Here is a 20,408-nt window from a genome sequence, read left to right as displayed (position 1 = left end):
CGTCTCCTTTCCATTCTAAAAAGAAAACCCGCTGCTTAGAGCTTAGCGGGTTAATTCTTCACGTAGCTCTTCCAGCTCTTCTTTTGTAAATACATACGTTTCGTTACAAAAATGGCATTGAGCTTCTGCTTGTCCGTCTTGTTCAATCATATCATCAATTTCGGTTTTTCCTAGGCTGATAATGCCATTTGCAAACCGTTCTTTTGAGCAGTTACAAGAAAATTCGACGGGTACAGTTTCTAAAATTTGAGGCTTTTCACCGAGTACTTCTTCTAATATTTGTTCTGGTGTCATCCCTTTTTCAATGAGTTTAGAGATTGGTTCAATGGTTGACAGGCGCTTTTCTAGTCTTTCAATGACAGCATCTTCTGTACCAGGCAGCAATTGAATGATGAAACCGCCTGCTGCGAGTATCGAATTATCTGGATTGACAAGGACACCTACGCCTACAGAGGAAGGCACTTGCTCAGAAGAAACAAGATAATAAGTGAAGTCATCTCCAATTTCACCTGAGACGATTTCCGTTTGTCCTGTAAAGTGGTCCTTCAGCCCGATATCTTTGACAACACTTAACGTTCCAGATGTTCCGACTGCACGTCTCACATCCAGCTTGCCATGTTCATTTAAGTCAAAGTGAACTTGTGGGTTTGAGACATATCCTCGTACCTGGCCTTTTGCATTTCCATCAGCAATAATGGCGCCGATTGGTCCACCGCCTTCTATTTTGACAGTTAGCTTATTCTCACCTTTCAGCATAGCACCCATCATGACTGTTGCTGTCATCGTTCTGCCGATGGCTGCTGATGCGGTCGGCCACGTATGATGTCTTCTTTGTGCTTCGTTGATTGTATCTGTTGTGTTTGCAGCATATGCGCGGACTTTTCCGTCATATGCTAACGCTTTAACTAAGTAATCCATTTGATTTAAACCTCCTATAATACACCGACACGATTACGTTCATAAATGAGCTGCAGTCCTTTTAATGTGAGGAACGGATCGACAATATCAATACAGTCTGATTCATTTCCAATCAATGTAGACAAACCGCCTGTTGCAATGACTTTCGGTGTTTGTTTGGCTTGCTGCTTCATCCGTTTCACTATTCCCTCGACTTGGCCAACATATCCATAAAGGATGCCGGATTGCATCGCACTGATGGTGTTTTTTCCAACAATGTGATCTGGACGGACAATTTCAATTCTCGGCAGCTTCGCCGCTCTTGTATATAAAGCCTCAGTTGAAATGGTAATACCCGGTGCAATCGCTCCACCCATGTATTGTTTTTGTTCATTGATATAACAGTAGGTTGTTGCTGTTCCAAAGTCTACCACAATAAGAGGCGCCCCATATAGGTGAATGGCTGCTACTGCATTGACAATTCGATCTGCCCCGACTTCCTTTGGATTGTCACACATAATGTTTAATCCAGTCTTCATTCCAGGCCCTACAATTTGGGGTGTTATGTGAAAATACTTTTCGCACATTCTTTCAAGTGCGAACATCATAGGCGGGACAACAGACGAGATGATGATCCCTTCTATTTGGTCAAACATCAGCCCCACATAATCGAATAAAGCCCTGATGGACATACCAAATTCATCTTCTGTTTTATGACGGCTTGTTTCAATTCGCCAATGGTAGTTTAGATCGCCATTATGATAAACACCTAAAACGGTATTTGTGTTTCCTACATCTATCACGAGTAACAACTTCATCACCACTTTGAATAGTTTCTCAAAAAGAGCATTTTTCGACTTTCTATCATACCATACACGAATTGAGTTCCATTTGTAAACAATTCGAAACCGATCCATTCATGAATCGAAATAAAAAAAGCTGCCGGTGATCCCGGCAGCTTTCACAGAAGGAGATTAGATCTCCTCATCTTCTTTTTTCTTGATGTTTACTTTCACATCATCGTTTTTCTCTTCGTCATCTGCGTATACACGCTCTGGAAGCTTTCCAGTTTCGTAAAGAGATTTAATTTGCTCAGCATCTAATGTTTCAACTTCTAGAAGGGCTTGTGCGATGATTTCTAGCTTATCTTTATTCTCAGTGAGAATTTGCTTCGCACGTTCGTAGCTCTCCTTAATGAAACGCTGAACTTCTTGGTCAATTTCGTAAGCGATCGCTTCACTGTAATTCGGCTCATTGTTGAAATCACGGCCAAGGAATACTTGACCTCCTTGTGATTGACCGAATTGAAGCGGACCAAGTTTATCAGACATACCGAACTCTGTAACCATTCTTCTTGCAATGCCTGTTGCACGCTGGAAGTCGTTGTGAGCGCCTGTACTTACTTCGCCAAACGTAATTTCCTCTGCAACACGACCGCCGAGCAAGCCGACAATTTTATCAAGAAGCTCTGGCTTCGTTTGGAAATAACGGTCTTCTCTTGGAAGCATGACCGCATATCCGCCTGCCTGACCACGAGGAACGATCGTTACTTTATGCACCATGTCCGCTTCGTCTAGGATAAGACCAATGACGGTATGACCTGCTTCATGGTAAGCCACGATATTACGTTCTTTCTTCGAAATGACGCGGCTTTTCTTCGCCGGCCCAGCGATGACACGGTCAGTCGCTTCATCGATATCACGCATATCGATTTTCTTTTTGTTTTGACGGGCAGCAACAAGTGCTGCTTCGTTTAGTAAGTTCTCAAGATCTGCTCCAGAGAACCCTGGTGTTCTGCTTGCAATGGCTTTTAAGTTGACTGACTCGTCAAGCGGTTTGTTTTTCGCATGAACTTTCAGTACTTCTTCACGGCCAATAACATCTGGGCGGTCAACCGTAATTTGACGGTCAAAACGTCCCGGACGCAGCAATGCAGGGTCTAGAATATCTGCACGGTTCGTCGCAGCAATGATAATAATACCTTCGTTGGCACTAAAACCATCCATTTCAACAAGAAGCTGGTTAAGCGTTTGTTCACGCTCGTCATGACCGCCGCCAAGACCGGCTCCACGCTGACGACCCACTGCATCAATCTCATCAATAAAGATTAAGCAAGGTGCATTCTTTTTCGCATTTTCGAATAAATCACGTACACGTGATGCACCGACACCGACGAACATCTCGACGAAGTCAGAACCACTGATGCTGAAGAAAGGAACGCCTGCTTCTCCTGCAGATGCTCTCGCAAGCAATGTTTTACCTGTACCTGGAGGTCCTACTAGTAAAACCCCTTTAGGGATTCTTGCGCCAAGCTCCGCAAATTTACGTGGATCCTTCAGGAATTCAACCACTTCTACAAGCTCTTGCTTCTCTTCATCTGCACCGGCAACATCTTTAAATTTCACACGTTTCTTCTCTTCTGTGTAAAGCTTCGCCTTACTCTTACCAAAGTTCATGACTCGGCTTCCGCCGCCCTGAGCTTGGTTCAATAAGAAGAAGAACAGGATAAAGATGATGATAAACGGAATGATGGTTGTCAGAACTTGCAGCCATCCATTTGTTTCAGGTGCTGGTTCTACTTTTACATCTGTATTCTTCAGTGCACTGTAAATTTGGTCAACACCTTGACCATCTGGAACATGGGTAATGAAGTATTGATCTTTCTTCGCGCCATCTAATTGACCACGAATTTCATAAACCCCTCTTACAGGCTGAATGGAGATACTCTCCACTTTTCCCGCACTTAGATTTTGCGAAAATTTGCTGTAAGACATGTTCTCAGGCTTTTGATTTGGGGATCCTAACCAACTGACGACCCCTATCACAAGTAATAAAATAAGTATATAAAAAATCGTATTACGAAAAACCCGATTCATTCCTTACCTCCTCCCACAGTAAGCACAACTATGTTCAATAGTATCATAGAAAATCATTCCAACACAACCAATAACCTCATGTATACGTATGCTGATCAGCCTTCGTAAACAGATGGTTTTAACACTCCAATATACGGGAGGTTTCGGTAACGTTCAGCGAAATCCAATCCATAGCCGACAACAAATGCATCTGGCACTTCAAATCCAACATAATCTGCTTTGATGTCTGCTTTGCGGCCGCTTGGTTTATCAAGCAATGTCACAATTTTAATGGAATTTGCTTTACGGTATCGGAAAAGCTCTACCAGATAGCTCAAAGTTAACCCACTGTCGATGATATCTTCCATAATCAAAATATCTCTTCCTTCAACAGAAGTATCTAGATCCTTAATGATCTTTACTTCTCCAGAAGATACGGTAGACTTTCCGTAGCTAGATACATCCATAAAATCAAGTTCTAAATATGTATCAATGTGTTTGATCAGGTCTGCCATGAATGGAAGAGCCCCTTTCAAAACACCAATAGCCAGGGGAAATTTACCATCATAATCACTGGTTAATGTTGCACCCAGTTCCTTCACTTTTTGCTGGATCTCTTCTTCTGAGATCAAAATCTTTTCAATATCTTGTTTCATGCTTTTGCTTGCCCCCTACAAATTTTCGTGCTGTCTATATTGTAATACAATGAGATCGCTGTTTGTCATATCAATTTCTTCAAAAACGGATTTTTTCAGACCTGGGATCCAGATGATTTGATGATCCGAGTCAGTGACGATCGGCCAGCTGTCTCTTTCTGCAAGAGGCACTTTTTTATCAATAAATATATCCTTCACCTTTTTTGACCCATTCATCCCTTTAAGTTTGATTCGATCACCATTTTTTCGTGAGCGAATGATCAAAGGGAGACGAACATGATCTTTTTGAAGCAAGAAAAAATGGTTTCCGTTCCGTGCATCCTTCGGAACATGATTTGATACGACGATAGACTGTCCATTTGGGAGAAAAAGCTCTTCTCCGAGCTCAACCTTTAAGTGAAGAGCATAAGACTGGTCTAATACATGCGATCGTTCAAAGGTAAACATACAGTGATCATAAGACTTGACAGCTTGTAAACCTTTTGGCAAATCTAATGATCCAGACGGTTGATCTGTATGAGATAACCAGTCTAAAGTCCCTAGAATATGCTGGTTTGAAAACGCTGATTGAGTGTTTTCATAAAGATAGTTTAATATTAGTTGAATGCCTCTTCTTTGTAAAGGCAAAGGCAGGTCAAGCAAAGGCTTCGTTTTGATCTCAATTTGCTTAGGCGATTGACTCGTTATCACTTGGTTCATTTGTTCCTTTGTTAAAGCCTGCAAGTATTGCTCATCCTCAGTCAGCATGTCACTTACAAACTGAAAGCTTTCATGTACATGAGGTGCCTCTTCTTTTAATACGGGAAGAATATGTCTTCTTACCCGGTTTCTCAAGTAGTCATCCGTATGATTGCTTTGATCAATGACATAGGGGACATGTTCTTTTTCACAAGCTTTTAGCACGTCGTCTTTAGAGTATCCAATGAGCGGACGAATCAGCCATCCGCCTTGAAAAGGACGTTTTGCTTGGATACCCGCGAGTCCAATACCAACAGTCCCTCTCACAAGTCTCATCATCATTGTTTCTACTTGGTCGTCTCCATGATGTGCAAGCGCTATAAATTGAGCGTTGTATTGCTCCATCAATTGACGAAAGAAAGCATATCTGCACTCCCTTGCAGCTGCCTGTTTGTTTAAGCGGTTTTCTTTTGCATATTGGGTGACCTGTATGCGGGACGATTCAAAAGGGATCTCGTGCTCCTTACAGTAAGCCTCAACAAATGCCAAATCAGCGAAGGACTCTTCTCCTCTGAACATGTGATCTACATGGGCTGCAATCAGCTGATAGGAACCTTTGCGGCGCTTGTTAAGTTCATGCAGTAAGAGCATGGAATCCGGTCCGCCGGAAACCCCGACAATGACTGTCGTATTTTCAAGGTAAACATCATGTTTTTTCAAAAAAGATTCAATTCTACTCACAACTTCCTCCTCACAAAAGAGCAGGTAATTTAAAGATATACATATCCTATCACTTTCAGTAGCTCCAAGCAAAGAAGAAGCCTGCTTTTTTCCGGCTCTACAACAGGAACAAAACCACATATGCACAGTAAAGAGCGAGTACACTGCACACGATAAGAATGGTTTCAAAAAGTCCGCCTGATTTTTTACGCACTGACGTTCTTTTTGCTGCTGCAGCCCGCGATCGTGAGGTCACTTGTTGATTTTGATTAACAGCAGGTTTTGGCGCGTTTTTTTGCTGCTGCTTCTTCTGGCGCGATTTCCTTGATGCAATCAGCTGTCCTTCTTTCAGCATCGCACTTTTCATGTCTGCTGCTGATTGATATTTACCTTGTAGAGCAGCCTTTAACACCCTTTCATATCGCTTTAATAAAGGATGTCCTTCAATAGCTCGATAAAGCTGCTTTTCTGGTTCTGCTCCTTTTTTGAATTCTTTCTTATACGCACAGTTCACCATCACCATCGTCAGAGCAAATAAATCATAAGTTGGTTCAGCTTTTCGTGTACCGAATCCCCAATAGCCTCGATCAAAAAACTCGGTATACTCCTTAATTGCCCTGCCCGCTTTCGTCGTTCCTCCCACATCAATGCACCGGATCGTGGCCGGGGGCCCAGAAACAATGAGATTATCCGGCTTTAAATCACCAAAAATCCAGCCTTCCTGATGTAAATGAGCCAAGCTAGATAAAAGCTGAATCATTAAAACCACAATCCACTCATCACCCTTTTGTTTCACAAATTCAAGCAGTAATGGGCCTCTGACATATTCCATCACATAAAAAGAGCGTTTTTGAGGCATACCAGGATAAATCGCATCATCCATATCATAAAAAGAAGGCCCCATGGTTTTCACAGGAGCCTTTGAAAAGGATTTTAAAACATTGACTTCAGATGCAATGAGCATACTGTCATCACTCACTTTAAGGGCCGCTTGCCCATGTGGCGATTCGGCCAGATAGACAACACCGTTCGCCCCTTTTCCAAGCTCTTTTACAATACGGTAATGATGGTGGTGCCATTTCCCTTGAATCACCGTGCCTAACGGTATGTTAGAAGCCGAATTCATCATCATGCTCTTCCTTTGCTTCAAGCAGCCCTTTGCGTGAACGAACTGATTTGAAATGCTGAAGTGCTTCCCGAAGCGCTGGTCCCGTTGGGGTGATTCCTCCAGTGGTCAGTTTTGGGAAAATAGATGATAATGAATCGAATCGAGGCGTCCAATTCAACACAATTTCAGCATCTGAGTTTTTCCCGGGAAATACACACATCCCAAACTGATTTTCTCCAATTCTTGAATTTAAACTGATGGAAAGGTCGATGAGTGCTTCTTTTACGGTCGGCAGCTTCGGTTTCATACTTGCACTTGTATCAACAAGCACGAGTACTTGAAGGTGAACCGTCTCTCCTAACTCATCTACAACCTCCATTACTTCCCCGCGCTTATCAGGTGGAAGTTCTTCAATTTCAGCATCTTTGCCGAGAATTTGCTGCAATTCTTTATTCACAACACCTTGCAGGGTTTGTGTCATCGCTTTTTTTGTGACCATTTGTACTGTTTGAGATAACTGCTGGACGTAGACAACTTGATGGATGCCTCCGCCTGCGAGAGCAATCCCCTCTACTTCCTTCATCGCTTCATGATCGTGTCTGTTTTCTTCCATAATGCCAATGACATTGACTGTAATCCCTTGTTCCTTTGCCAATGAGGCAATCGCAAGCGGATCTTCCCCGTGATTTGAGCAGCCATCTGTAATCAATAAGATTTGGTTGACGTGACCTTTTCGCATCTTCATTCCTCCTGGGATTGTAACTGAATGCTTATATCCCCATCATCGCCAGAAGAAATTCATATTATACGATATTTTAAGAAATCTCTTGTTTCTCAAGATAGAATGTACCGGTCGGAATGGAAGCCCATTTTGGTGTGTTGTGGTCGAGCCTGATGACAACAACTGTCATATCGTCATCAATTTGGCCTGCTCTTGTTCGAATGACCTCTTCCATTAATAAATCAGCAATTTCTTGGGGATCTTCTGTTTTAAAGCTTTTCATTTTCCGTTTCACCCACAGATCATGATTTTCAATATGCTTTGGCCCTTCAAAAATGCCGTCACTCATCATAATCAATAGATCTCCTGCCTTCATCTGTTCACTCACAACCTCGACTTCGAATTCATCAATAATACCGATTGGCAAGTTGCTTGCTTGTACCTTCATCACCTGATCACCCCGTTTAATAAAGCTGGGTGTTGAACCAATTTTGAGGAACTTACAGCTCGCATCCTGTAAATCAATGATCGATAAATCCAATGTTGAGTAGATCTCGTCCGTCGTTCTTAAAGATAAAATACTATTAATGGTTTTAATCGCCACTTTTTCATTGATACCTGACGCCAATATTTTTTCTAACAGCTTAATCGTTTCATTGCTTTCAAAATGAGCCCGTGCTCCGTTGCCCATTCCATCACTAATAGCTGCAGCATACTTGCCCGCACCAAGCTCCATCATGCTGTAGCTGTCTCCAGATACCAGTCCTCCGCCTTTTGCTGCATGTGCCACGCCTGTAGCCACTCGGTATGATTTAGCAGAGCCAAATACAACGTGGCAATAGCCTGTTGGATGCTCTGCACACTGCTCTGCTTTGACTAAAATCTGTTCTTCTAAAATATCTGAAAGCATTGGAGCAATGATTTTTTCACATTCCCCATGCCCTTGGCAATATGGGATTCTCATTTCAATATCCACATTTCCCTGCTCCAAGCTATAGATTTCTACTTGCTGGATTTCAATGCCAAAGTGCTGAAGCGCTTCTATCATCTGCTCTTCCTGAATAAAGTGCTGTTCTCTTTCTCGTTTTATTTCCCGGGAAAAATCCTCCATTACTTGCGAGACCCCCATCAGCTGTTCAGCCACAAGACGTCTGCTGTCTTGGACTTTTTTCTTCAATGTCTGATTGGCTTTATAGTAAGCGATCTCCTCTTCGATCAATTCCTCGACATGTTTTGATTTTGAGCAGTGCTGACTAAATTTCTTTTTCAATTTTCGGTTATGCTCATACGTTTTTTCATCAGATTCATGCATAACTTGTTTCATTAGTTCATAGGTTGTATCAAAGTTCTGCACCCAGCATTTATTTTTCTTATAGCACGTTTGACAGGATCGTTCTGTGATCGTACTTAAAAAAAGATCTACATCCTCTTCCTGCTTCTTCTCTTCAGGAATGGATTCGTAAAATGTCGCAAAACTCTCAGACAGCGCATGAAATACATGAGAGAACTGATCTACCTTTTTTGCTGTCACGTCTCGTACCTTCCGAGCATATTGCTGCTGCTCTTGTACATGCTCTACCGTACCAGGAATGTATTTCGCTACCTTGGAAGTAACTGATTGCGGCGTGAGCAAAAAGAGTGCAACCGCTATAAGTGATTCATACAGTGTGGTCAGGAGACCTGCTGATCCTTCCCCGTACAGTGAAATGAGTAAGGAACCCACAATTAAGCCGATGGCTGCCCCTGCTTTCTTCCCTTCTTTCAGCAATCCGCCTAATAATCCTGAAAAGGCAAGAAGACTCATCTGATAAAGGTTTCCGATGTTAGCGAGACCGAGAATTAATCCTGTCACAACACCGACCGTACACCCAATACTGGCTCCGCCAATAAAGGCAAATGTCAGCACTACATAACGTGACAAAATATGCTCTGCCTGCATTCCTTGAAATGTGATCCCAGCAAGACCAGTTAAAACTGAGGCAATTAAAATCATAAAACAAATAATTTCTTCGACCTTTAATGAGTGTTTAATTTTCCTGACTGTAAAAATCGGCAGGCTTTGAAGAAAAATCAGAGTCAAAATGAAGGCAAGTCCTGCTTCGACACCCGCCATGACGTAATCATAGCTTTGCACAGCACCTTGCTCTAAGTAAACAAACGCTCCTCGGGTGATCAGCATTGAGAGAACAATGACAACCGGTAATGTTTTCACTGGGTCTTTGATGATGAAAGAAACCACCTTTGACATAAGGAGAAACATGAGCAGCGACGCAAACACAAACAATGCATTTTGAGGTGATATCGTCATCGCCCCTGCGAGTAAAGCTAGACAAGCAAGCATCGCCTTATCTCTTTTAATAAGCAGCATGGAGCCAAAGAAAGGCAGAGCAAACGGCATAATTTCAGATAATATAAAGGCTCGTCCTAATAAAAAGCCTAGAACAACATAAATAAACCCTTTATAGAAAAAAAGAGAATGCGTGTGATGAAGAAACAGGTTTTTCATCTTTTTTAATCCCGCACTGATTCTTTCAAACCCCGCTCCTGTTAAATCAGTTCTTCTTTCTAGTTTTTCCATCTTCTCATCCCCCACCTGATATTCGTTGCTTGTCATTATAGCGAAGGTGAAAAAGAAATTTTGTCAAAAGAAGTTGTCGTTTCCATAAAACGTTCGACGCTTTATTCGTCAAAGAGGCATACTTTCATGAAAGTCGATGTCTTTCATCAGAATTTTACGAAGGCACAAAAAAACAGCTTTCCTATAGAAAGCTGTTTCGAAGATGACCCGTACGGGATTCGAACCCGTGTTACCGCCGTGAAAGGGCGGTGTCTTAACCGCTTGACCAACGGGCCTTGCTTTATGTTCTAGTTAAAAGGATAGCGGCGGAGGGGATCGAACCCCCGACCTCACGGGTATGAACCGTACGCTCTAGCCAGCTGAGCTACACCGCCATAATGAAAATGCGCTAAGAAGCACAAGAACTATAATACAAAGGATTCGCTTGTCCGTCAATAGAAAGTTTTAAATTAAATGACGAAATCTCAAAAAATGTCGTATGGATCATGAAAAAAAGCACCTGCTGAACAGCAGATGCTTTGTTGTGAAAATATATAGAAAGCAGCAACAAGTTAACCTCTTCTTGCTCCGCGCCCCCCACGTTTTGATTCCGTGTTACGTTTTAAAGATGTTAAGCGATCTTCGCTATCTTTTAAGAATTTGTTCATTTTTTGTTCAAACGATTCCTTCGGACGGAAATCATTTCTGCTTGGTCTTGATTGTTGTTGAGGACGATCTTTTGCTTTTTTAATGGACAAGCCGATTTTACCGTCTTTTTCAACGTTAATCACTTTCACTTCAACTTGTTCACCGACTTTTAAATGCTCATTAATATCTTTTACATAGTTATCGGCTACCTCACTGATATGAACGAGACCAGTTGAACCGCCTGGCAACTCCACAAAAGCTCCAAAATTTGTAATGCCCGTAACTTTCCCTTGTAACTTGCTGCCAACTTCAATCGACATAAAAAAAGTGCTCCTCCTTAGACTTATAAAAAAATCTCATTTGTTCAATTATACATAAACTGAATTTTAAGTGTCAACAAGGCTAATCGCTCTTATTGCCCACATCAAAGATTTTTTCGCCTTTTTTGGACATATAATAGTCCCGTCGTGCCAGTTCGAGTACGTATTCCTTGCTTTTCAGCTTCTTAATTTCATCAGAAATATCTTCCTGCTTTGTTTGTAATTGCTTCAACTCTTTTTCGAGCGCAACCTTCTTCTCTTCTTTTTCCTTTAGTGAAGACGATTGCGACCAGAGGGCACTTGTCACCAAGACAGCAAACATGAGCACGATTACACCAAACACGGTAAGCCTTCTAAGGAGTCCGCGACGTTTGCGTTTTAAGCGCTGCGCTTGCTGTTCCATTTGTTTTTGGTAATCATTTTGAATTTGTGCGATATTTCTTTTTCTCTTGTTCAAGATTGAAGGCCTCCTCTCTCACTTTGTCCAGAATTGTTTCCATTTCGTTTTGATGGTACCAGATAATTTCTTGGCCCCTTGTAAAATTCCTGCTCCTTTTGAGAAAAACAATCTCATTGATGTTCGCCATTTTTCGGGAATCCGATGAATAATGGTCACATTGAGTAACCAGATGAGCGGATAACAAACAATCGACAGCACCTTCCACACGAGCCGAAACGTAAAACGAACTAGACGTAAGAGCGAGTGGAGCAAGAACAGTATAGCACTTATTACCAATGTGATCATCCAGCGGATCGGCTGGAAGACAATCGACATGACCAGCCTTTTCAGGAAGAGAACGGTCTGATATACACACATCATGATAAACTTGAGAATCTTAAGATACAGATGTTTCATCAATGCCTGATACATCGAGAAACCTAGAGCAACGGCTAGAAAAATATAAAGCCTGAATTCTCCCTCATTTGTCAGCAGCAGGACGTAAAAGAATAAGAGACCCTGTACCATCCAAAAAAGGAGATCGTGGATAACCAAAAGCCATTTTGCTGTTTTTTCCCGATTCACAAACAGCTTGTACGTATCAAGCGATGCGCCCAGCCAGATGCCCATCGCCGCCATGGAAAGCATCGTATAAAACTGGACTGTCAGCGTCATTTAAACAGCTTGCTAAAAAATCCTTTAGCTTTCTCCCCGTGCTGCTCATCCACATAGATTAAATCAAAAACACGCCCTTTAATCGACACAACGCCCTTTTCGACGTCTAGGTTTTTCATTTGCAGATTTTCTCCGCGGATGGCGAGAATCCCCATGACCGTCTCCAGCAGAAATTCCTCACTATCAAAACTTTCCACTTGTTTGACACCAGTAATATCTAAATGCTTTCTGTTTCGCATTGTGACATTATGCTCCGCGTCTGATGACAGCTTCGTGCCTTGAGGTTGATTATAATATTGATTCATCTATACATCCCCCATATCTCATACTTGCATGTTACTGCATTGTATGTGATAAGAGGGTCATTTAGAACAAGCCCTATTCTGCTGTTTTTTCTTCTTTTAGCACAGTATACATGCCAGCCGCTTCTTCTTTTTTCGTCGTGTCCTTTAACTCGTTGACTTGAACAGTCACTAGTTTTTGACCAAAGCGGATTTGCAGCTCATCTCCTTCTTTCACGTCAGAGCTTGCTTTCGCCTGTGTTCCGTTAATAGAAATCCTGCCTTGATCAGCTACTTCTTTTGCCAATGTTCTTCTTTTAATTAAACGGGACACTTTTAAAAATTTATCTAGTCTCATGTGTCTTCACCTCTTTCTATGCGTTTCGCATCGTTCCATAGCTCGTCCATTTCCTCTAGCGTTAAGTCATCTAATGAACGGCCTATGTCCTTTGCTTTTTGTTCGATATGCTGAAAGCGCCGTATGAATTTTGTGTTGGCAGAAGCGAGCGCCGTTTCAGGCTCTAAGTGATAGAACCGGCCAATATTGACAAGAACAAACAAAAGATCTCCAAATTCATCTTTCATCTGCTTCGTTGCACCTTCGTCCGTCTTCTCTGCCACTTCATCGAGAAATTCCTGCTTTTCTTCTTCGTATTTGTTCCAAATATCTTGAACATTTGTCCAATCAAAGCCTACTTTGGCAGCTTTCTTTTGGAGCTTATATGCCTTTGTTAGTGCCGGAAGTGTCGCCGGAATCGATTGCAAAATAGAACCGGTCCGCTCTGGCTTCTCCTGCTGTTTGATTTTTTCCCAGTTGGCAACCACATCTGCTGCCTCAGAAACATTCGTGTCACCAAACACATGGGGGTGGCGCCGAATCATTTTTTCTGTGACATGCTGAATGACGTCATCGATTGAGAAATAACCGTCATCTTCGCCAATTTGAGCGTGAAGCAACACCTGCAGCAGCACATCGCCAAGCTCTTCCACCATATGATCTGGGTCATCTTCATCTATCGCTTCAAGCAGTTCATAGCATTCTTCAATTAAATATGGTTTCAGTGATTCATTGGTTTGTTTTTGATCCCATGGACAGCCGCCCGGACCTCTTAATGTACGTATGACGTCACGGAAGGTGTCAAATTGTTGATAAAGCAGCTGTTCATCTTGAATCGGAGGAACATAAACACTCGTTAAGTTATTTATCGACACATCTCGATCAAGTTCAAATAAAGGAACGGCAGTAATCTGTTCCTGACTGCTTCCAGCTGCTGTCACAATATAAATTTCATAATCGTCAGGGAGCTTTTCCATCAGCGTGAGTTTCACATTCGAAGCTGTCATCTGATCATATACCTGACAAATCAGGACGTGCTGGGTTAATTTCAGATCATCCGCTCTCATATCCCCTGCATCAACGAATTGTAATCCCTCGATGGGGTCAATCTGCAAGGAGTTGAATGTCGCATCTAGAAAGCTTTGTCCACCAGCGACAGACACCTCAATCCCGCGCTCTTTCTGCCCGGCGACGAGCAGCTGTACGGTCTTTTCTGCCACAAATGGATGACCAGGTACAGCGTACACAATGTCTTTTTCCGCTGCCTCTGCAAATAATATTTCGGTAATTTCCTGATACACCTGATCAAACTGATCATGCTTTTCATAAATTTCATCAAAAAAGGTGAGAGATGGGACCTCCTGCATTAACTCTGCGGTAAGCGGATGATCCTGCGTTCTCATAAATACTTCTTTCGCCTGCTTCAGCTGCTTATATACACCGAGCGTCAGCTGATCCATGTCGCCTGCCCCGAGACCGACGACGGTAATCTTACCTGCCATTTTGATTCCCTCTCATCTGTTTAAAATATAAAATCTTTTCTCCTAATGGAATGAGTCTCCATTCCTCGTCCGTAAATACTTCTAGCTTAAGAATACTATATAAAAAGGCGAAACCACCAATAAAAACTGATGTCAGGCTCTCTAAAACGGAAAACGGGCGTTTTTCAAAGGGGATGACCCATGAAAACAGAGCCTGATATCCTATTAAGACCACAGCCATGAAGGCGGCTGATAAAAGAATTTTCACCGGGAACAGCTCTCTCAACGAAATCCATCCTTTTTGCTTCAAATAAACGGCATTGAGCACGGCTGCTGTGAGAAAACCACATACAGTTGACCATGCGGCACCATGGATGCCAAATAACGGTACAAACTCAATTGTTAAAATCCATTTCACCAGCACGCTGAGGACCACCACAACAGCAGGATATACAGTATGCCCGAGCCCTTGCAGTAAAGCCGCCTGCGTAATGGCAATCGACGTAAAGACGATCGATATACAGAATATTTGCAAGGCATCGGTGCCTAAGTCATTACGAAAAAGCATTGTATTGACTGGTGCTAAAATACAAATCAGTCCAACCGCTGACCCTATCCCTAATACCGACGTGGTCTTAACCGATGACCGAACTTTTTGCCGTATCGTTTCATGCTCTCCATTCCTCATGGCTGCTGATAAAAATGGCACAAGTGAGGTTCCGATGCTGATGGCAAACACCGTTCCGAGCTGTAAGAAAGGCTGGCCTCGGTCATATACACCTTTCGCCGCCTTTGCCGCCGCTTCACTGAGACCCTCGCTGCGCAGCAACGCATACAGATGAAAAGCATCAATCATTTGCATCCATAAAATGAGCAAACCGCTGACACAAATCGTCAATGTATACAGCACCAAACTCTTCATAACATCTTTTTTTCGAAGTGTCACCTGTTTGCCTGACATACTTGCAGCAGACTGCTTTCGATAGGTCAGCCAAAGGAAAAGAAGCAAAATGAGCGAGGCCGCACTTCCCGCGATAGAAGAGAACACTGCACCCGCCCCTGTTTCATAAAGCGAATAGCCATGCCTCACGAAATAGAAGGATAAAACAAGCAGGACACCTACCCTGATGAGCTGCTCAACCAACTGAGAAACAGCCGTTGGAAGCATCAGACCGTCACTCTGAAAAACTCCCCTCAGCATCACAGTGAGCGGCAGAAATAGAAACACAAAAGCACTCATCTGGATGAGCAGAATTAATTGACTGTCTGCCATAAGACCCGCAATTGTGCCTGCTCCTATGTAAAGACAAAGAAATAAGACCAGGCTCAGTAAAGTGATATAGATCAAGGATACCCTTGTAATGATCCGTCGATTCTCTTCCCCATGCTCACTCAAAAGCTTGGACACCATGACAGGAAAACCTGTTGTACCAAGCATGATGGCAATGCCAAGGAAAGGATATACCTGCTGATAAATATAAAACCCTGTGTCCCCTACGATGTTTTGAAACGGGACACGGTAAACGGCACTTAGTACCTTTGATAACAAGCCTGCGATGGTCAAAATCACCGCACCCTGGAAAAGCCAGTGCGGCTGATTCACAGCATTTTTCATGGATGACTCCTTTAAAATAGATCTACAGTTAAACGCACTCATTATATCATACGTGAAAAAGACGTTCCTTTCTAAGGAGTAGACGGCACATGTCTCGTTTTGTTTCATTCCATATAAAAAACCGACAAAATCAAATGATTTCATCGGCATTCTTTCGTTTTATCAAAATGATATAGAGTTATTAGACCTAATGTTCCATTTGACGGGCTAAGAAGCCAGCTGCTGTCTCTGCCGCTTTATGCTCCACTTCTCCCATTGAACGCTCTTTAGAAAATAAGACGACGGCGCCAATCGGATCTCCGTTTGCAACAATAGGTGCAATGGTATAAGAAGATACGTCATCATCAATACCATCGACAAGTTGAATTTCTTTTTTGCTTTCTTCTAACACAGAATTACGCTGATCCATTGTTCGTTCAAGTAAATCACTGATGGATTTGTTTAAGTACTCTTTTTTCGAACTGCCGGATACAGCAATATACGTATCTCGATCACAGATCAGGATGGAATGACCCAAACTGTCGAATAATGCATCAGCATATTCCTTCGCAAAGTCTCCTAGCTCACTAATCGGCGAATACTTCTTCAAAATCACTTCTCCATCGCGGTCGACGAAAATCTCAAGCGGATCTCCTTCCCGAATGCGCAATGTTCTGCGAATCTCCTTCGGAATAACCACTCTACCTAGATCATCGATGCGGCGTACAATTCCAGTTGCTTTCATTCACTGCTGCCTCTCTTTCGTTTGATGATGTGTTGGGTGAATGGAACAAAAGCGTCCACTTTATGCAACATTCACCACTTGACCCTGAGTTTAGTATCCGTCACATCAAACGTAATATACACGAGAGACAAACAAAATTTTATGAAGATGGAATGGTTTCTTTTTTCACATCTTGAAGGCCTCGAAGCATGTTAAGAACAACCTCAAGCCATTCCTCTGTCTTCTTGCCTTTCGTTTGGACAGAAATAATCAGCTTGCTGCCTTCCATTCCCAATCCGATTTCACGTCCATATTTACTGCCGAGCTCAAATAATTTTTGGCCGTCGATTTCACCGCTTGCTTTCTCATCAAGGGTCATTCTGACAATGCCTTTCTCCATCTTGATCAGCTCGACACGTTCCTGGACAGCGTACACCTTCATTGTCGCAATCGTAAACAAGTCAGCCACTTCTTGCGGATATTCACCAAATCGGTCGATCATTTCATCCTGAAGCTCTTTTCTCTCTTCAATCGATCCAATTGCTCTGAACTGTTTATACATTTCAATCTTTTGCTTGCCATCCGAAATATAAGTGTCTGGGATGTAAGCATCAATTTGCAGATCAATTTCTGGCTCGAATTTATCTTGAGCCGTAGTATCGCCTCTTCTTTCCTCAATGGCTTCTTTCAGCATTTGAGAATAGAGATCGAATCCAACCGAATCAATGAAGCCATGCTGCTGAGCACCAAGTAAATTCCCTGCTCCTCGAATCGTTAAATCACGCATCGCAATTTTAAACCCAGATCCGAGCTCTGTGAATTCTTTAATGGCTTGAAGTCTTTTCTCCGCAACTTCAGAAAGAACTTTATCTTTTCGATACGTGAAATAAGCATAAGCGACACGGTTCGAACGCCCGACTCGTCCTCTTAGCTGGTACAGCTGAGAGAGCCCCATTTTATCGGCATCGTGGACGATGAGTGTATTCACATTTGGAATATCGACTCCCGTTTCAATGATGGTGGTACTGACCAATACATCTGATTCACCTTCAAGAAAATTGATCATCACTGATTCCAGCTCGTTCTCACTCATTTTCCCGTGCGCATAACTGACTTTTGCGTCTGGGACCAGCATGGAGATTTCGTCTGCTTTTCGTTCAATATCCTCAACACGGTTGTAAAGGAAGTACACTTGACCGCCGCGTGCTAATTCTCGCTCAATCGCTTCTCTGACTAAAGCGCCATTGTACTCGACCACATAGGTTTGAACAGGGAATCGATTTTCAGGCGGTGTTTCAATCACTGATAAATCCCGCACGCCTAGCATGGACATATGAAGCGTACGCGGAATTGGCGTAGCCGTTAATGTCAGTACGTCGATATTGGCTTTCATCTGTTTAATTTTCTCTTTATGCGTCACACCAAAACGCTGTTCCTCATCAATGATCAACAGGCCTAAATCCTTGTAGACGATGTCTTTTGAAAGAAGACGGTGTGTGCCGATAACCATATCGATCGTTCCGTTTTTCAGTCCTTTTAACGTTTCAGTTGTTTCTTTTCTTGTACGGAAACGGCTCAGCTGCGCGATTTTGACAGGGTAGTCTTGGAATCGGTCCATGATTGTGTCAAAATGCTGCTGCGCTAAGATGGTTGTCGGAACTAGCAGGGCTACCTGCTTCCCGTCAGCAATGGCTTTGAAGGCCGCTCGAATGGCCACCTCCGTTTTTCCGTAACCCACATCTCCACAAAGCAGACGGTCCATTGGACGTTCCCGCTCCATATCCTGTTTAATTTCGTGAATTGAACGGATTTGATCATCTGTTTCCTGGTAAGGGAACGCGGATTCAAACTGGCGCTGCATCTCATGATCAGGCGAGAAGGCATATCCTTTGCTTGCCTCGCGTTCTGCGTACAGTTTAATCAGATCATCTGCGATGTCCTGTACAGATGTTTCCACTTTTTTCTTCACACGTTTCCAATCGCTGCCGCCTAGTTTGTACAGCTTTGGTTCTTTACCTTCTGATCCTACATATTTCTGCACCTGATCAATTTGTTCAACCGGTACATAAAGCTTGTCGCTTCCTTGATAATGAATATTTAAATAATCTTTATGAATGCCGCCGATTTCAAGCGTTTCAATTCCTAAATATTTACCGATCCCGTGGTTAATGTGCACCACATAATCGCCGACTTGAAGCTCTGAATAGCTCTTGATTCGCTCTGCATTGGTCAGCTTTTGCTTACGTGCCTGTTTTTTCACACGTTTCTTGAAGAGTTCACCTTCTGTGATCACAGCAATTTTTGATAACGGCAATTCAAAGCCCGTTTGCAGCTCACCTTGTAAAATATACACCTGTCCGCTTACAAGCTCAGCGTCCGGTTTAGCAAGAGCGGCTTCAATGTCATAATCATGCAGAACAGACGACAGCTTTTCTGTCCGCTCTTCATCAGCACCTAAGAAGACAACCGTGTATTGCTGTTTTTTATAGCGTTCAATTTCACTCGCCAGCACATTCATCTGCCCGTGGAAATTCTGCATTTGCTTACTAGATACATTGACGATATTTTGCGGATTTGTCTGCTGGACATGTCTCAGGAACAAAGAGTAGTACAGAATGGATCTCGATTGCTGATTGATCAGTTCTTGGAACGGGAAAGATAGAGATAAATCATGAAGAATATTGCCTTCTTCAAGCAGACTAATTGTCCAATCGGCTTCTTCCTGTTCAAGCTGTTCTTCCATCTCCTGAATTCTGCTGATTTCATCTAAAATAATAATCGTATCCTGCGATGTGTAATCTAGCAAACTAGCAGGCTTTTCATAGAAATAGGACAGGTACTTCGTCATTTCCTGTGTCACGATGCCTTCTAGCAGCTTCTCGCGATCAGCAGAAATATTTTGATGAAGCAGTTCTTTTTGCTGATCTGAGTTGAATTTCTTTAAGCTCTTCGCCAGCCCTTGATCAAGCTGTTCAATGGCTCTCACTCGTTCAGGACCTCTCACAATTAACTCTTTTGCAGGACCTATTTTGATTTCTTGAAGGGTTTCTAATGAACGCTGTGTATCCGAATGAAACGTTCGAATCGAGTCTACTTCTGTATCAAACAGTTCAATACGGATTGGATGATCTTCCGTTAATGCATAGATGTCGATAATTCCTCCGCGCACACTAAAATCTCCGGGCGCTGCAACCATCGACGTCCGGTCATAACCAATTTGTACGAGCTGTTTTGAAAACGCCTCCAAATCAATTTCTTCACCGATCTTTAAATGGATCTGACTCTCCTTCCAGAGCTCAACTGGCGGAAGCATCCTGCGAACCGCAGCAGCGGGAGTGACGATAATGGGGTTTTCTCCATTCGCAAGTCGATTCAAGACATCCAAACGCTGTGCTCTCAGCTCAGGACTGGCCACTGCAATTTCTGAAGCGATGAGTTCATTGACAGGATAGAGAAGAACCGAGCGATCCGGCATCACACTTGCTAGATCATCTGTTACCTTCTGCGCCTGATATAAATTGTGAGTCACAATAAACATTGGCCGCTTCAGTTCGTCTGATATCGCGGCTGTAAATAAAGATCTGACGGAGCCTGATAGTCCGGCAAGCAGCTGTTCTTTTAACCCTTCCTTTAGCCCATTAAAAATGGACTGAAAATCATCACTTTGTTTGATAAATGATTGTATGTTTTTCATTTGGCTCCTCCTCCCTGTTTGTT

At 42.8% G+C, this 20,408-nt stretch carries 17 protein-coding genes and 2 tRNA genes; all 19 read right to left on the bottom strand.

The window, feature by feature from the left end; translation table 11 throughout:
* Positions 1 to 42: 42 nt before the first annotated feature.
* Entirely contained in the window at positions 43 to 918 is an 876-nt protein-coding gene (gene hslO, locus NST65_RS00435; RefSeq protein WP_024427184.1) for an Hsp33 family molecular chaperone HslO, read from the bottom strand.
* A 14-nt stretch (positions 919 to 932) separates the two neighbouring features.
* On the bottom strand, positions 933 to 1,709 hold the full coding sequence (locus NST65_RS00430; protein WP_024427185.1) for a type III pantothenate kinase: 777 nt from the start codon (positions 1,707 to 1,709) through the stop codon (positions 933 to 935).
* A 162-nt stretch (positions 1,710 to 1,871) separates the two neighbouring features.
* Complete coding sequence (gene ftsH / locus NST65_RS00425) at positions 1,872 to 3,773, bottom strand: ATP-dependent zinc metalloprotease FtsH (RefSeq protein WP_034284252.1); 1,902 nt, start codon at positions 3,771 to 3,773, stop codon at positions 1,872 to 1,874.
* Positions 3,774 to 3,868: 95 nt separating this feature from the next.
* Positions 3,869 to 4,408, bottom strand: coding sequence for a hypoxanthine phosphoribosyltransferase (gene hpt / locus NST65_RS00420; protein ID WP_008357399.1), 540 nt, complete (start codon positions 4,406 to 4,408; stop codon positions 3,869 to 3,871).
* 15 nt (positions 4,409 to 4,423) lie between these two features.
* The gene (gene tilS, locus NST65_RS00415) at positions 4,424 to 5,827 is read right to left on the bottom strand and encodes a tRNA lysidine(34) synthetase TilS (RefSeq protein ID WP_111926613.1); all 1,404 of its coding nucleotides are present in this window, start codon (positions 5,825 to 5,827) and stop codon (positions 4,424 to 4,426) included.
* Positions 5,828 to 5,924: 97 nt separating this feature from the next.
* Positions 5,925 to 6,932, bottom strand: a complete 1,008-nt coding sequence (locus NST65_RS00410; protein ID WP_080701255.1) for a serine/threonine protein kinase — start codon at positions 6,930 to 6,932, stop codon at positions 5,925 to 5,927.
* The gene (locus NST65_RS00405) at positions 6,916 to 7,653 is read right to left on the bottom strand and encodes a VWA domain-containing protein (RefSeq protein WP_034284249.1); all 738 of its coding nucleotides are present in this window, start codon (positions 7,651 to 7,653) and stop codon (positions 6,916 to 6,918) included. The genes NST65_RS00410 and NST65_RS00405 overlap by 17 nt, the downstream gene beginning before the upstream one ends.
* A gap of 76 nt (positions 7,654 to 7,729) precedes the next feature.
* Positions 7,730 to 10,213, bottom strand: coding sequence for a stage II sporulation protein E (spoIIE, locus tag NST65_RS00400; RefSeq protein ID WP_041115224.1), 2,484 nt, complete (start codon positions 10,211 to 10,213; stop codon positions 7,730 to 7,732).
* A gap of 203 nt (positions 10,214 to 10,416) precedes the next feature.
* Positions 10,417 to 10,488 (bottom strand) — tRNA-Glu (locus NST65_RS00395).
* 25 nt (positions 10,489 to 10,513) lie between these two features.
* Positions 10,514 to 10,587, bottom strand: a tRNA-Met gene (locus tag NST65_RS00390).
* A 177-nt stretch (positions 10,588 to 10,764) separates the two neighbouring features.
* Positions 10,765 to 11,160 (bottom strand): S1 domain-containing RNA-binding protein, encoded by a 396-nt coding sequence (locus tag NST65_RS00385; protein ID WP_008357409.1) that lies wholly within the window; start codon positions 11,158 to 11,160, stop codon positions 10,765 to 10,767.
* Between the two features lie 82 nt (positions 11,161 to 11,242).
* On the bottom strand, positions 11,243 to 11,617 hold the full coding sequence (locus tag NST65_RS00380) for a septum formation initiator family protein (protein WP_003217952.1): 375 nt from the start codon (positions 11,615 to 11,617) through the stop codon (positions 11,243 to 11,245).
* A gap of 18 nt (positions 11,618 to 11,635) precedes the next feature.
* Positions 11,636 to 12,274 (bottom strand): spore cortex biosynthesis protein YabQ, encoded by a 639-nt coding sequence (gene yabQ / locus NST65_RS00375; protein ID WP_041115217.1) that lies wholly within the window; start codon positions 12,272 to 12,274, stop codon positions 11,636 to 11,638.
* The gene (gene yabP / locus NST65_RS00370) at positions 12,271 to 12,579 is read right to left on the bottom strand and encodes a sporulation protein YabP (protein WP_024425646.1); all 309 of its coding nucleotides are present in this window, start codon (positions 12,577 to 12,579) and stop codon (positions 12,271 to 12,273) included. Before yabP ends, yabQ begins: the two co-directional genes overlap by 4 nt.
* Before the next feature lie 73 nt (positions 12,580 to 12,652).
* The gene (locus NST65_RS00365; RefSeq protein ID WP_008341839.1) at positions 12,653 to 12,913 is read right to left on the bottom strand and encodes an RNA-binding S4 domain-containing protein; all 261 of its coding nucleotides are present in this window, start codon (positions 12,911 to 12,913) and stop codon (positions 12,653 to 12,655) included.
* Positions 12,910 to 14,394 (bottom strand): nucleoside triphosphate pyrophosphohydrolase, encoded by a 1,485-nt coding sequence (gene mazG / locus NST65_RS00360; RefSeq protein WP_342489221.1) that lies wholly within the window; start codon positions 14,392 to 14,394, stop codon positions 12,910 to 12,912. Before mazG ends, NST65_RS00365 begins: the two co-directional genes overlap by 4 nt.
* Positions 14,384 to 15,988 (bottom strand): polysaccharide biosynthesis protein, encoded by a 1,605-nt coding sequence (locus tag NST65_RS00355; protein WP_342489220.1) that lies wholly within the window; start codon positions 15,986 to 15,988, stop codon positions 14,384 to 14,386. Before NST65_RS00355 ends, mazG begins: the two co-directional genes overlap by 11 nt.
* Positions 15,989 to 16,175: 187 nt before the next feature.
* The gene (gene spoVT, locus NST65_RS00350; RefSeq protein WP_034284159.1) at positions 16,176 to 16,712 is read right to left on the bottom strand and encodes a stage V sporulation protein T; all 537 of its coding nucleotides are present in this window, start codon (positions 16,710 to 16,712) and stop codon (positions 16,176 to 16,178) included.
* Between the two features lie 139 nt (positions 16,713 to 16,851).
* Positions 16,852 to 20,385: a transcription-repair coupling factor gene (gene mfd, locus NST65_RS00345; RefSeq protein ID WP_041115203.1), complete on the bottom strand. Its 3,534-nt coding sequence runs from the start codon at positions 20,383 to 20,385 to the stop codon at positions 16,852 to 16,854.
* Between the last annotated feature and the right edge of the window lie 23 nt (positions 20,386 to 20,408).

This window comes from Bacillus sp. FSL P4-0248, assembly GCF_038593305.1.
GTDB classification, from domain to species: domain Bacteria; phylum Bacillota; class Bacilli; order Bacillales; family Bacillaceae; genus Bacillus; species Bacillus safensis.
This window is presented reverse-complemented; position numbering and strand designations above follow the sequence as displayed.

Excerpts from the sequence above, each read along its gene's own strand:
- NST65_RS00355 (WP_342489220.1), bottom strand. The coding sequence starts at position 15,988 with ATGAAAAATGCTGTGAATCAGCCGCACTGGCTTTTCCAGGGTGCGGTG.
- NST65_RS00365 (WP_008341839.1), bottom strand. The coding sequence starts at position 12,913 with ATGAGACTAGATAAATTTTTAAAAGTGTCCCGTTTAATTAAAAGAAGA.
- NST65_RS00410 (WP_080701255.1), bottom strand. The coding sequence starts at position 6,932 with ATGAATTCGGCTTCTAACATACCGTTAGGCACGGTGATTCAAGGGAAA.
- NST65_RS00385 (WP_008357409.1), bottom strand. The coding sequence starts at position 11,160 with ATGTCGATTGAAGTTGGCAGCAAGTTACAAGGGAAAGTTACGGGCATT.
- hslO (WP_024427184.1), bottom strand. The coding sequence starts at position 918 with ATGGATTACTTAGTTAAAGCGTTAGCATATGACGGAAAAGTCCGCGCA.
- ftsH (WP_034284252.1), bottom strand. The coding sequence starts at position 3,773 with ATGAATCGGGTTTTTCGTAATACGATTTTTTATATACTTATTTTATTA.
- mazG (WP_342489221.1), bottom strand. The coding sequence starts at position 14,394 with ATGGCAGGTAAGATTACCGTCGTCGGTCTCGGGGCAGGCGACATGGAT.
- NST65_RS00405 (WP_034284249.1), bottom strand. The coding sequence starts at position 7,653 with ATGCGAAAAGGTCACGTCAACCAAATCTTATTGATTACAGATGGCTGC.
- mfd (WP_041115203.1), bottom strand. The coding sequence starts at position 20,385 with ATGAAAAACATACAATCATTTATCAAACAAAGTGATGATTTTCAGTCC.
- spoVT (WP_034284159.1), bottom strand. The coding sequence starts at position 16,712 with ATGAAAGCAACTGGAATTGTACGCCGCATCGATGATCTAGGTAGAGTG.
- yabQ (WP_041115217.1), bottom strand. The coding sequence starts at position 12,274 with ATGACGCTGACAGTCCAGTTTTATACGATGCTTTCCATGGCGGCGATG.
- yabP (WP_024425646.1), bottom strand. The coding sequence starts at position 12,579 with ATGAATCAATATTATAATCAACCTCAAGGCACGAAGCTGTCATCAGAC.
- spoIIE (WP_041115224.1), bottom strand. The coding sequence starts at position 10,213 with ATGGAAAAACTAGAAAGAAGAACTGATTTAACAGGAGCGGGGTTTGAA.
- hpt (WP_008357399.1), bottom strand. The coding sequence starts at position 4,408 with ATGAAACAAGATATTGAAAAGATTTTGATCTCAGAAGAAGAGATCCAG.